Here is a 13,154-nt window from a genome sequence, read left to right on the forward strand (position 1 = left end):
GGAAGTTGGTCATAGAGATTAAAGACTTGATCAAGAAACTGATCACAAGTACGTGTAATCCAGGCCACTAGTATCCAAGTACAGAACATCTCCTGCACAGTTAGTCTTTTGGGCATATATACCATAATAGCGAATGCAATTATTGTTGCAGCTATTATGAAGTACATCCTATTCACCATCCTTCACATAATATTTAGTAAATTATTCCCATAACAACAAAAAATTAATCTGAGCAACTCAACTTTTGTTGCATTGTCGTAGCCCACTCATTCCTTCGTTACGCCTGTTCAAGAGGTGGAGGCCGGTCTTACTAACGGTACGGGTCGGTGCCCTTTGGTTTAACACTGCATTCGGTACTCCGCGCTTTCTTTTGAAATCCCGCGAATAAGCCAACATTCGTACGATGAATCGGTAGAAAATGGTTAAGCAGCTAGCTGTAGTCATCACCAAGCTCATCGTCATCATGAAGATAAACCGTGGCGGACATACCTGGCGCCTGCAGGAGATCGACCTAGTGGAGGACTATAAATACGGAAATGCATATCCTCCCGTCTTTGATCCAAGCGACTCGAAGGCAGGCACTCTTAAGATAGAATTTCACAACGATGAGGGTAGCAAGACAATTCACTATGTGACCAGAGACGGCGGCTCTACCTGGAATACAGTCGAGTAGAGGAGATAATGTATAGTTGATCCTCTGTAGATTGGCTTCTTATTTTCCCAAACAGAATCAAGCGAAAATCGCGGCTTTTTGCATTTATGGGATAAAGTTCTTGTCAAAACCAAATGACAAGAACTTTATCCCATTCCCGAAATTGACAAGAACATTATCTCATTCCCGATAGAATAAACAAAATGACCAAAAATCCTATTACTAAGCGAGGGGATGAAGAAGACGTTATAAGAATGAAGTCACATGAATGGCTGCTGTGTTCAACTAAAGGGCAGTATAGTTCCAATATGTGGTGGTCAGCACGACCAGCTCCCTTTTCTAAAACTAACCGTATAGTAGGTGCTCGTCTTTTTCCAGCGATCGCTGGATATACTTGTATTATCTTATTATACATTGGAGGCAAGCTCATGGAAGAAAACAAGGTGACGATTAAAGTGAACGACAACGGATCACTTCGGGTAACAGGGCAGGTCGAGCTAGTTGATGCAGAAGGCAACCCGTTCGAGCACAAAGAATCGTTCTCGCTATGTCGGTGCGGAGCATCGGGCAACAAGCCGTTCTGCGACGGCACGCACAAGTCGATCAACTTCGAAAGCGCACCGAGAGCGAAGAAGGACTAAGTCGAAAATGATAGAGCGGAGAAGGCAGTTGTTAAATTGCTGCTCTATTTGCATTCAGTGATGATCAAAGCGCCCCCTCCATAGATCTTCGCGTTTGTTGAATAATGGATTTTTTTAATGGCTCCAACTCTTCTTTGTAGAACAATTCCCCAAGTTGGTATGCGTCAGCAATATCCGTTTTGACCTTCTTTAAACTAGTTTTTTTAGCCTGATGTGAGATTATGACGATATACAAATATTGATGCTCATATAGAAACTGAATCACTGGGCTATGGTAGTGCCCAGTTGCTTCTAAAACTACTGCCGGACAAGGATTCGAGATCCTGCACATAGTTTAAGAAAGACGCCAACCCTTCGAGGTTATGCTCAAATCAAAGATTTTTCCGTGCGTAATTCCTCGATTAGTGAAAGCTTGGGCATGACTTTCTCCTTTGGAAACATCTAGTCCAATGACAGGATTCATGTAAACACTCCTTGATTGATATTCGCCGGCAGCCCCTGACCATCTTGTCGTCCACATTATCGCATGTTATACGGGGTCGCGCCCCAACTAGCCTAATCATGGTTTAACAAGTAGGGGGGATGAACGGAATAGCTCTCGGGATCCGAGTTCCACGGTCAGTTACGTTCGATCCCCGGCTACCGCAATTTGTCTTGCGATTTAAACTTCATAGAAGAGCGTCCTCCTGGATGATGGGATTTAAAGGGCTATGACCCGTTGCGTACTTCCATCGTACCGAGGCGCTTTTCTTTTTTCAAAGACGAAATTAATCCATCTACAGGAATGCTAACAGGCAGTTTAGCTTAGTTAATAATACAATCGCCATTAAGAGGATTTCTTTCATCAAGACGAGTAGTATATGAAATACAGAGATGACTCCTTCATCCAAGAGGAGTTGTCTTTTTTGTTTGCCTTTTTTCCAGTGTTATACATACTCCTATGCAGAGACGGCACACTAAGCAGAAAGAAGGTTGGGAGGACCGCAAGTGTCCAGATTCAAGTGGCTCCGCAAATCAATAGAATTCCCTCTACCGCATAACAAAACGCTCGTCAGAACGCAGCAGAGAAACGAACTGAGCGACGAACAGAGCAAAGCACAGGCTGAAATCGGCTCTGACATCGGTTCCCGGATTGCCTATTTGCGGCGCAGATTCTCGGAGAGCTCGGATGTTGTCTACCATACGTTAATAACGCCGTCCGGCCTGTCCTGCGCACTTATTTATATTAAAGGCATGATCGATCAATTAACTGTGGAACAATCCGTGCTTAAAGCGTTGGCTGAAATCGATCCCGGGATGAAGGACGAAGAGCTGTACGCCATGCTATTCGCCAGTAAGCAATTGCCGATAGCGAAGCAGACGATTTGCGATTCGATGACCGATGCGGAGAGGAGCATTCTGGACGGGAATCCTGTTCTGATGGCAGACGGCGAGCCGAGAATGCTCAGCCTCTCCATAAGCTCGACCAAGCAGCGTTCCATCGACGAGCCGCCGAATGAATCGGTCATTCGAGGGCCGCGCGAAGCTTTCATCGAGGACCTCGAGACGAATATTACCCTGATCCGAAAGCGGCTGAAGACGCATCGCTTTACGGTCGAATCGATGCATTTCGGCAAGGAAACGCACACGGCCGTCGCGCTTGTCTATCTAACCGGCGTATGCAAGCAGGAGCTTGTCGACGAAGCGAAGAAACGGCTGTCCTCCATAGAAATCGACGGCGTGCTCGGTTCCAGTTATCTTGAAGAATACATCGAGGACAATCCGTATTCGCCTTTCCCGCAATTGCAAAATACCGAACGCCCGGACGTCGCCTGCGCCGCGCTACTGGAAGGGCGCTTCGCGCTAATCGTCGACGGCACGCCGATTATTATTCTGGCGCCTGTAACGTTATTCATGCTGATGCAGTCCGCCGAAGATTACTATCAGCGTTATATCGCTGCATCTTGGATTCGGTTGATCCGCTATTTTTTCCTGCTGATTTCGATTCTGCTGCCATCCTTTTACATAGCGATCACGACGTTTCACCCGGACATTATTCCGGAGCGTCTCTTGGTCACCGTCGCCGCCGCAAGGGAAAGCGTGCCTTTCCCCGCCTTATTGGAGGCGTTCATCATGGAATTGTCCTTCGAAGCCTTGCGGGAAGCGTCATTACGCATACCGAAGGTAATCGGTCAAGCCGTCTCGATCATCGGCGCGTTGATCATCGGAACCGCTGCGGTGCAAGCCGGCATCGTCTCCGCCAGCATGGTCATCGTCGTCTCCATGACTGGCATCGCTTCATTCATTATCCCGCACTACGATCTAGGGCTCGCTTTTCGGCTAATACGTTTCCCGATTATGCTGCTTGCCGGGTTATTCGGCCTGTTCGGCATCGCCTGTGGCATGATCCTGCTGTACTTCCACCTCATCGAACTGCGGTCGTTCGGCCTTCCGTATCTGGAACCGCTCACTCCACGCAATAAGAGCGACCTGAAAGACGGGTTCGTCCGCTCGCCTTGGTGGGTCATGAAGTCAAATCCTTCGTTCTCGGGCGCCAACAAGCAGCGCTCCGGCGGCCGGAAGTGGGCTGCGGGCAATGAAGAGGAGGAATGAGGGCGTGACGACATCGACGATTCGCATAATCTGCACCGGTGTTCTCGTTATCGCCATGGCCGCAGCGTTGTGCGGCTGCTGGTCTAGTGTCGAGCTCAACGAACGGGCTTTTGCCCGAGTCATGATATTGGACAAATCCAAGGACGGCATTGAACTTACTCTCGGCTTCCCACTGCCTAACCGCATAAGCGGAGGCGTTAACGGATCTTCAGCATCGACGGAGCCGCCGTTTGCGCTCGTTACGAAGACTGGCCGCGACCTCGGAGAAGCTTACCGGCTCATTCAGGCCGATTTGTCACGTCGTATCACCTTCGGCCAGCTGCGGAACATTCTGATCAGCAAAGCATTCGCGCAAGACGGGATATCTCCGATCGTCGATTTCCTGATGCGCAATACGGGCATTCGCATTAACGCCAACTTGTATGTGACCGACGGTCCCGCGAAGCAAATCGGCCGTATTCCGCTCACCTTCGAGCGGTTTCTTACTGATATTTTGACCGCCTATGCGAAACATAAAATTACGTTGACGACAACCGCCAAAGACGTATTAATGACCACGACGACAGGCGGGGATTTCGCGCTGCCGATGCTCGTATTCGGCGAGTTGGGCGCGGAGTCGGAGCGCGGGGGACAGGAATGGATGGGAACGGACGGGGCGGCCGTGTTCCGGCAGGGGAAGCTCGTGGCGCAGCTCGATTCCAAAGATACGAGGGCGGCCTTGTGGATCATGGATGAAATGGAAGAGGGCGTCATGCGGATCAAATCTCCATTGGACGGCAAGATAATCAGCGTTCTGTTGTACAGCAAGAAATCGCGTATCAAACCGGTTCTGAAAGGAAACCGGATACGGTTCGTTATCTCCTGCAAAGGTTCGGCGAAAATCATCGCCAGCGAATCTGCATTGGATGTCACCAACCGGCAGAACCTTGCGACGCTTGAGCAGCAGCTCAATCAGTCATTGAAGGAGCGCATTCTCCGTACCGTAAAGCAGACGCAGTCTAAGCGATCGGATGCTTTCGGATTCGGACAGCGTATTCGGTGGCGGAAGCCGAAAACTTGGAATCGGATCAAAGGCAACTGGCGGGACATCTATCAGAAACAAGTAGTCGTCGATGCCGATGTCGCGATCCAAATCAGATGGTTCGGCGGCGCGCAGAAACCGATCTGGAATATCGATCTATCCGACAAAGAGGTGACCGAATGATCGCCGTTACCGTCGTCTTTGGTTGCATCGCATATTTCGAATGGCGGTACCTCCGCCAGCATCATCGGAGCAAGCGCACGATTCGCATTGTCTTCGGTATGCTCTCGCTACTGTGGCTGCTCGTATTTGCAGTCGCTATGGCGCGGAGCCGTTTCTTGCTGGGTCCGGCGATCGCAAGCCTGTTCGAGCCGTTGCAGCGGCTGCTATTCATGACTTAATGAAGGAGACTAGACATTGAAGACCATTACGCAGTTCCAAATGTATACGATGTTCTCGCAGTTTCTCTTCTCGACAGCGATCGGCTTCTTCATCGGTCCGCTCGTCCGGATGGCCGGTTTCATGTCATGGATCAGCGTCATCATCGGCTGCGGGATCGGTTTGCTATTCGGGTTCTTCACGTATCGGCTTGTTCTGAAGAGACCCGATGAGTTTCTCGGCATTTACGGCAAAGAGATCGTTGGAAAATGGGCTCATTATCTCTTCGTCGGAATCGCCATCCTGATTAATCTGTATATGGCCGCGTTCATTCTTCGCGAGCTGACCGATTTCATCGTACAAATTTATTTGCCAGGGACGCCGGGCTGGGCGGTCGCTACATTATTCGGAATCTGCATCGCGCGCGGCACACGTTCGGGCCCTGTCAGCTTCTTTCGTGGTGCGCAGGGACTATTCTTCTTCAGTGTCATTGCCGTCTTATCGTTCCCGCTGTTCTCTATCACCGATATCGATAACAACAAGCTCGTGGCATTACTGACGGATTTCCAGCCGCATGGAATATGGGAAGATGCGATTCTGTCAGGCGCACTCTTTGGCGAAATGACGTTTATCATCTATTTGATGCCTTTCTTTGAACACAAGGAAAATACGTTCCGAACGCTCACGTGGGCCAGCTTGACTGCCGCAATCGTCATGATTGCGAATATGATTGCCATACTTCTCTTGTTCGGTTCCGATCTTACGGCCAGCATGACGTATCCAACGCTTGAATTGATTCGGTACATGAGAGTAGGCTCTTTTCTGGAAAATCTCGATCCGATCCTGATCGTCTTCTGGCTGTTCAGCATGCTGCTGAAGATCGGTCTGTTCCTGCTCATCGGCACCATGCTGGTCGCCCACGTATTCGGCCTGAAAGACCATAAGCCCTTTTCCTTCGGCATGGCCAGTGCCATGATTTTCCTCTCCATCCTGCTCTTTGATTCGATGGCCGATATTGAGAGGATCACGAATCACAGCGAATCCGCCATTCTTATTCTGATGGCTTCGCTACCGACGCTTTACTTTCTCGTAGACTGGCTGCGCTCCAGGAATGGGAGAAGTAGAGGCAGACCTTCTCAGCCTTACATTGCGGCGGAACAAAACGTTAATCACAAAAGACATTTATCATCAGAAGGTAGCGAAGTGGAGAAGTAAGTGGCCCGAATTAAACGTTACAGCTTGGTGAACTTTATAATTTGTAATTAGCCAATCTTTCCAAAAAGAAATTACCAGGTGGTGGTGTAGAAGAGGGGGAAACTCTTGAAGAGGCTGTGATTCGTGAAGTCAAGGAAGAAGTAAATTTAAATGGAGTAGTCCAACGGTTATTATTTGAGGATGAATATGAATTCAGATCAGTCTATTGTTTCTTGGTTAATGAACCCGGTCGTTCAGCATTCGTGCTCTCGGATAACAGTGCAAGTACACCATTCTTGCCGATCTCGGCCATTTTATGAATATCTGCGTATTGTTCGTTACCGGTGTGAAGTCAAACTTGAAATCTCCAGTATGTACGATCGTTCCTAGCGCCGTTTGGAAAGCAATACCAAGGCAATCGGGAATACTGTGAATTGTACGAAAGAATCGCACCATGACAGTGCCTAAAGTAAGTTCAGAGTTCGAGTCGATTTCATAAAGTAGCGTGTTATTAAGTAATCCGTGCTCACGTAGCTTCTCTTTTATTAGTCCAAGAGTCAAACTAGTAGCGAAAATTGGCATATTCAACTGCTTAATGACATAAGGAACTCCTCCAATATGGTCCTCATGCCCATGGGTAACGACCACCCCCCGGATTTTGTCTTGGTTATCGAGCAAGTAGGAAACATCCGCAATGTCAGGTCGATGCCCAGTAAACTTTCATCTGGAAACTTAGATCCGCAGTCCACCACAATGATATCATCGTTACATTGAATGAAGTGCATATTTTTTCCAATTTCATTCACCCCACCAAGAGCAGCTATTGACACCCTGTCATGACTTGACTTTACAGACACGACGTAACCACCTTAAGCATAATTTTTGAGTATAATCTTTCACGCTTTTGTGTTAATTATCCATCCAAGCCGATCTAGTCTCCTGTTACTCAATTTGTCACACTCCCGTGGAAATTAGTGATTGTCTAAAGGAGAACTGGGAATGCTTTTACCGTTACTATCAACGGAGAAGTGGTGGAAATATATGAAAGCATTAACTTATCAAGGGATGAAAAAAGTAAAGGTTAAAGAAGTGGAGGATGCCAAGCTCATTAAAGCAGACGATGTTCTTGTACGCATTACGACAACAACCATATGTGGATCGGATCTTCATATCTATAATGGAGAAATTCCTAATATGCCTGACAATTTCATTATCGGTCACGAGCCAATGGGGATAGTGGAAGAGGTAGGAAAAGAGGTAACTCGTGTCAAGAAAGGGGACCGCGTGATTATTCCGTTTAATGTCGCCTGTGGTCAGTGTTGGTATTGCAACCATCAACTCGAAAGCCAATGCGACAATTCAAACGAATTTCTACATGGCGACACTGGTGGTTATTTCGGTTATTCCGACACCTATGGCGGATACGCAGGCGGACAAGCTGAGCTTATGCGAGTGCCATACGGTAATTTCGTACCTTTCAAGGTTCCGGAGGACGCGGAGATGGAAGACGAGAAGATATTGTTTCTATCCGATATTGTTCCAACTGCTTACTGGAGCGTCGACAACGCCGGAGTAAAACAAGGCGATACCGTCATTATTCTTGGTTGCGGGCCTGTCGGTCTTCTGGCTCAAAAATTCGCGTGGCTTAAAGGTGCAAAAAGGGTCATTGCCGTGGATCATGTAGACTATCGTTTGGAGCATGCTCGAAAGACCAATAAAGTTGAAGCGTTCAACTTCAAAGAAACGGATAATCTTCTTGGCCATTTGCAGGAAATAACAGCAGGTGGAGCGGACGTTGTGATCGATGCAGTAGGGCTGGATTCCGAGAAGACGCTTTTGGAGAAAATGGAAACACTGCTTAAGCTCCAAGGCGGTGGACTCGGTGCATTTCGGATGGCGACAAAGTTAGTCCGCAAAGGTGGCACAATCCAAGTAACCGGGGTATATGGAATGAATTACAATTTCTTTCCGTTCGGCGATTTGTTTGCACGTAACATAACTGTGAAACTGGGGCAAGCGCCGGTTATCCATTACATGCCGGAACTTTATAGACAAATCAAGGATAGCGTGTTCGATCCGACCGATATTATCAGTCACCGCATCGGCCTAGACGAAGCCGAGCATGGATACAAAGTGTTCAATAATAAAGAGGAGAACGCGATGAAGATCATTTTGAAACCGTAAAGCTTATTGGCGGGATTTAGAAGCAATTCAAAGGAACAAAACATAAGTGTTATATTTGCTCCATTATAAAGACGCGTTAGAGAAGTAGCCTCTAGATCCTTAGGTTAAGGTTCTAGGGGCTAAATATTCGCAATATGAGATTATTGTCGGACGAAAAGAACGGAAGTCGCATAAAACCGGTGGAGACTTTTTGGAGTTGTCGTCCGACAACAATGTCGAGTGACAAGAACATATATGCTTAAGAAGCCGCTAACTGCGGCTTTTTTCTTGTCATCCGACAAAGTTCTTGTCGTGCGAAAAACATTACTAGATGTCGGGTGACAATAACATTATCAAATTAAAGGCCGCGGAAATGAACTGCACCCCAATTGTTAGACACCATCTAACAATTGGGGTGTATTTTTGTGGCAAAGTTTACTGAAGAAGAGTAGTATCAAGCCGTACAAGCCTATCTATTGGGTAAGGAGTCATTCAGGGAGATAGCTGCACGTATTGGTGTGGCCCATTACGCTGTTGTAAAGTGGGTAGCCCTTTACCAGGCCAATGGCAAGGAAGGTTTGACCAAGAGATATGCAACCTACTCAAAAGCGTTTAAACTAGACGTACTGAATTTTATGAACGAGTCAGGAGCGTCTCTTTTAGAAACAGCTGCGAGGGTTAACATTCCAGCACTCTCAACCATTTTGCAATGGAAGAAGGTGCTGGAGCAGCGAGGTGAAGACGCCCTAATACCTAAGAAAAAGGGGCGTCCCTCGATGAAGGAAGAAACGAAGAAACCAACTCCACTTGAAGGTTCTGTCGAAGCGTTACAAGCTGAATTAGAGCATTTGCGTATGGAGAATGCCTACTTAAAAAAGTTGAATGCCTTAGTTCAAAGCAAAGAAAAATTACGAAGCAAGACAAAGCGAAAGTAGTCTTTGAGCTGACGCAAGAATACCCCATTACATCGTTGCTAGCGCTGGCTCAGATTCCGCGCAGCTCGTACTATTACTTGGATCGTCCAGACAAGGATGAAGCTTTAAAAGCTCGTATTACAGCGATCTATCATGAACACAAAGGGCGTTATGGTTATCGTCGTATAACCAGTCAACTTCACAATGAGAAGCACCTTGTTAATCACAAGAGAGTACAGCGCATCATGCAAGAGCTTGGCTTGACTTGCATCGTGCGTATGAAGAAATATCGCTCGTACAAAGGGAATGTGGGTAAAATTGCGCCGAACATATTAGAGAGGAAGTTCAGCCCTTCAAAGCCAAATGAGAAGTGGGTAACAGATATTACGGAGTTCAAGCTATTTGGGGAGAAACTATACTTGTCCCCAATGCTCGATTTATTTAATGGCGAAATCATCGCCTACACAATGGACTCCCGACCAGTCTACTCACTTGTTTCCAATATGTTGGATAAAGCTTATGAAAGGTTGAATGCCGAAGATACACTACTCATTCATTCCGATCAAGGGTGGCACTACCAGATGCGTCATTATCAACATGCATTGAAGGAACGTGGAATAACCCAAAGCATGTCACGCAAAGGAAACTGTTACGATAATGCAGTCATGGAAAACTTCTTTGGCATCTTAAAGTCTGAGTACCTATACACGCAGGAGTTTGAAAGTATGGAGCAGTTTAAACATGAATTGGACGAGTATATGACTTACTATAATCACAAACGAATCAAAGCAAAACTAAAGGGCATGAGCCCCGTACATTACCGGACTCATGCCTCAAAGGTCGCTTAACGGGGCACGATTGCAGAGGGGCTTGCTACACAGCAGCTCCTTTTCTCTTGCTGAAGTAACTGGCAGTTTTAATCAATAATCTTACCGATAGCTCAAAAATTATTTTCTAACAATCTTCTCATATTGATAAAGCATTACTCCTGTACCTTTATTTTCTTAGCGTCCGTGTTTCGCGTTTAGCTGGCTGTACCCAAATGGCAAAAAGCTTATCAGATTTAATTTGGTTAGAGTTGCCCGCTTTCGGGTTCCAGGACTGTTAAGCATATGCCACGCCGTGTACTGTTCGGCATAAGGATTCCCAGCAGACATGCAGTCAACGGGGATAATAACATCGTATCCCCGGAAAGCAGCACTAGTGGCTGTGTGAAGGACTGCGCCATTGGCGGCATAGCCAGTAATAAGAACAGTCTTAACACAATGCTCTTGTAATATTTTTTCTAAAATGGTTTTGTAGAACTTATCAACGTTTGATTTTACAATAGTATCGCCTAGTGAGGGGGCTAGCTGCCAGGCAATATCCGAAGGATTTCCAGTTTGTGTAAGGCTATAGACAACTAGCATGCCCATTTCACGGGTCTTAGTCAATAGATTATTAATCTTAGATATGGAGGCTATACAGCGATAATTATTGCATATAGAGGTCTCCATATCTAAGACTAGTAGTGCGCTGTTTTTCGGCTCAACCGCGATTGATTGCAGATCAGGTGCAGGAGGAGTTGAGATGGTGTTCCATTCATCGATGATTGTCTTATCACTAACTTCAGCCTGGTTCTTCGTCTGAAGCCAGTACCCACTATTTCCATGAATGTAGTACTCACACCAGTCACCACATAAAGGACAACGATATATCATATAAATCCTCCTTGATGCTTCAATACTGCAATATATTATGTAGAGGATAAAGAAGGTGACACATTCGCTTCCCTAACGCTCATTTCGGATAGGAATAATTATCTCAACTCACTGAATATTCGATATCTGCTTTGTGTACATCATGGGATTGTGTGTTGACGAGCGCAGGACGTTCTACTTTACACGGCAATTTGCACTTTGTATTTCAGAACTTCGAATATTGATTGTGCTGATCGATTTCCGAGGTATGTGTGACCGGCTGGCGGTTATGCGGATGAGGAAACTCGAAGGGCTCGCTGATCCGTCGTAATCTTGCTAATCAGCAGCGTCTTAGGGACTTGGATTATCGGTAGTCCCGTAGTCAGAGTGAAAATTGGTACAAATGGAGATAAGAGAGCTATATGAAATGCAAAAGACCCATAGAATGGGCCTTTTGGGGAGATAACTTCAATAATTCAATTTCAACATGAACTGTTTCTACCACGCGAACCGTAGCTATCCCCTTTTTCGCACGTTTATTGTCTTGATCAACACGGATGGGAGATCTATGAGTAGCGGATCTTTCCGCCGTTAACATGAAAGATTTGACCCGTGACATAAGCCGAATCATCAGAGGCCAGGTAAACATATGCGGGAGCAACTTCGAAAGGTTGGGCGGCTCGCCCCATTGGAATCTCAGCTCCGAAAGTATGTTGATGTTCTGCCGGATAAGTGCTCACCGTGAGTGCAGTCCATGTCGGTCCTGGTGCGACACCATTTACCCGAATGCTTCGTTCGACGAGTGAAAGGGATAAGCTTCGGGTGAAGGAGACGATTGCGCCTTTGGTTGCCGAATAGTCGAGCACATGTTCATCTCCTTCATACGCGACCCTGGACGTGGTGCTAATAATGGAACTTCCTGCGTGTAAATGAGGCAATGCGGCCTTAGTCATGTAAAACATTGGAAATACATTGGTGCGGAACGTATTGTCCAGTTGTTCATCCGAAACGTCCATGATGCTGCTTGTATAAGGCTGTACGGCTGCATTATTGACTACAATATCCAAACGCCCATAAGTATCGATAGTAAGCTTCACTGCCTTAGAAGAGGTATCAGGAAACCGCAAATCTCCGGGCAGGAGTAAGCAACGCGCGCCTAGTGCTTCTATATATTCTTTCGTCTCATTCGCATCTTCATGTTCATCAAGGTAGATAATGGTTAAGTCAGCGCCTTCCTTCGCATAAGCAACGGCTACCGCCCGTCCGATTCCGCTATCTCCTCCAGTGATAATAGCCGCTTTTCCCTTAAGTTTGCCGTTCCCTGTATAACCGGGATTATCGAAAATAGGTAGTGGCTCCATCAGCCGCTCGATTCCCGGTTCTCGGTCCTGATGTTGGGGTGGAAAGGTAGCGTGTTTCGTTACCGATTGTTCTACCGTACCAATGTAAGGATAAACAGGATAAGATGGATTCATGTTCATATTCTTTCCTTTCGCTTCAAAGTAAGTCATACACTACATGTAATGAGTGTGTGCTAGGAGCATTTTTACTATTCTAACCTTACATGGATTCACCTACCGTTGGGCAGCTACTTTGACGTATAAAAGTTTTTTCCGTCGTGACGGCAGTCGACAAGGAGTTTATGTTAGTCGCAAAATCTGCCATCCATTCAAGCTCCGAACTTTATTTAGTTAACTTTAAGTTACTTAGTATAAACTTTTTCCCTTCTTCTCATGTCAAGATGAATTCTCTATAATCGAAATTGTCTGAAGATTGGAGATGATAGACAATGATATACGAATTGAGAGTATATCGGATTCATCCCGGCAAAATCGATGCAATCCGACAGCGTTTCTCGGATCACACGTTTCGTATTTTCGAAAGATTGGGCATGCAGGTGTGCGATTTTTGGGAGGAATT

The 13,154-nt window shown here is 46.4% G+C and carries 11 protein-coding genes and 3 pseudogenes; 10 read left to right on the plus strand and 4 right to left on the minus strand.

The features are described from left to right. Nucleotides 1-418 precede the first annotated feature (418 nt). Nucleotides 419-673: a hypothetical protein gene (locus BMY11_RS27965; protein ID WP_090583700.1), complete on the plus strand. Its 255-nt coding sequence runs from the start codon at nt 419-421 to the stop codon at nt 671-673. 407 nt (nt 674-1,080) lie between these two features. Beyond that, a complete protein-coding gene (locus BMY11_RS27970; RefSeq protein WP_090583703.1) occupies nt 1,081-1,293 on the plus strand; it encodes a CDGSH iron-sulfur domain-containing protein in 213 nt (70 codons plus the stop codon). Nucleotides 1,294-1,402: 109 nt separating this feature from the next. Here BMY11_RS27970 and BMY11_RS29830 read toward each other — a convergent pair. Next, nucleotides 1,403-1,756: pseudogene (locus BMY11_RS29830) on the minus strand (transposase); the annotation flags it as partial. A 524-nt stretch (nt 1,757-2,280) separates the two neighbouring features. Here BMY11_RS29830 and BMY11_RS27980 point away from each other — a divergent pair. The 6 genes and pseudogenes from BMY11_RS27980 to BMY11_RS28000 all read left to right on the plus strand — a co-directional run bounded on the left by BMY11_RS27980 (nt 2,281) and on the right by BMY11_RS28000 (nt 6,798). Continuing rightward, nucleotides 2,281-3,885, plus strand: coding sequence for a spore germination protein (locus tag BMY11_RS27980; protein ID WP_090583705.1), 1,605 nt, complete (start codon nt 2,281-2,283; stop codon nt 3,883-3,885). A 4-nt stretch (nt 3,886-3,889) separates the two neighbouring features. After that, nucleotides 3,890-5,089, plus strand: coding sequence for a Ger(x)C family spore germination protein (locus BMY11_RS27985; protein WP_177182858.1), 1,200 nt, complete (start codon nt 3,890-3,892; stop codon nt 5,087-5,089). Next, nucleotides 5,086-5,307, plus strand: a complete 222-nt coding sequence (locus tag BMY11_RS27990) for a hypothetical protein (protein WP_090583709.1) — start codon at nt 5,086-5,088, stop codon at nt 5,305-5,307. The genes BMY11_RS27985 and BMY11_RS27990 overlap by 4 nt, the downstream gene beginning before the upstream one ends. Nucleotides 5,308-5,323: 16 nt before the next feature. Beyond that, nucleotides 5,324-6,268 (plus strand): annotated as a pseudogene (locus BMY11_RS27995) (GerAB/ArcD/ProY family transporter); the annotation flags it as partial. Nucleotides 6,269-6,395: 127 nt separating this feature from the next. Continuing rightward, nucleotides 6,396-6,530: a nucleotidyltransferase family protein gene (locus BMY11_RS29835; RefSeq protein WP_371262961.1), complete on the plus strand. Its 135-nt coding sequence runs from the start codon at nt 6,396-6,398 to the stop codon at nt 6,528-6,530. An 85-nt stretch (nt 6,531-6,615) separates the two neighbouring features. Then, complete coding sequence (locus tag BMY11_RS28000; RefSeq protein ID WP_371262962.1) at nt 6,616-6,798, plus strand: hypothetical protein; 183 nt, start codon at nt 6,616-6,618, stop codon at nt 6,796-6,798. Here BMY11_RS28000 and BMY11_RS28005 read toward each other — a convergent pair. Further along, nucleotides 6,723-7,263 (minus strand): annotated as a pseudogene (locus tag BMY11_RS28005) (MBL fold metallo-hydrolase); the annotation flags it as partial. The gene BMY11_RS28000 and the pseudogene BMY11_RS28005 sit on opposite strands and share 76 nt — an antisense overlap. 256 nt (nt 7,264-7,519) lie before the next feature. On the opposite strand from BMY11_RS28005, the gene BMY11_RS28010 reads away from it, so the two are divergent. Together BMY11_RS28010 and BMY11_RS28015 are read left to right on the plus strand one after the other, a co-directional pair. Then, nucleotides 7,520-8,662, plus strand: coding sequence for a zinc-dependent alcohol dehydrogenase (locus tag BMY11_RS28010; RefSeq protein ID WP_090583721.1), 1,143 nt, complete (start codon nt 7,520-7,522; stop codon nt 8,660-8,662). A gap of 455 nt (nt 8,663-9,117) precedes the next feature. Further along, a protein-coding gene (locus BMY11_RS28015) for an IS3 family transposase (RefSeq protein ID WP_256217818.1) occupies nt 9,118-10,403 on the plus strand; the annotation gives its coding sequence in 2 pieces (ribosomal slippage) (nt 9,118-9,511 and nt 9,511-10,403; 1,287 coding nt in all). A 156-nt stretch (nt 10,404-10,559) separates the two neighbouring features. On the opposite strand, the gene BMY11_RS28020 is transcribed toward BMY11_RS28015, so the two are convergent. Beyond that, entirely contained in the window at nt 10,560-11,255 is a 696-nt protein-coding gene (locus tag BMY11_RS28020; protein WP_090583715.1) for a cysteine hydrolase family protein, read from the minus strand. Nucleotides 11,256-11,800: 545 nt separating this feature from the next. Beyond that, nucleotides 11,801-12,709 carry an SDR family oxidoreductase gene (locus tag BMY11_RS28025; protein WP_090583718.1) on the minus strand — a complete coding sequence of 303 codons (909 nt, stop codon included), beginning with the start codon at nt 12,707-12,709 and terminating at the stop codon, nt 11,801-11,803. Between the last annotated feature and the right edge of the window lie 445 nt (nt 12,710-13,154).

It is taken from the genome of Paenibacillus sp. OV219 (assembly GCF_900110075.1).
In the GTDB taxonomy this organism is placed as follows: domain Bacteria; phylum Bacillota; class Bacilli; order Paenibacillales; family Paenibacillaceae; genus Paenibacillus_Z.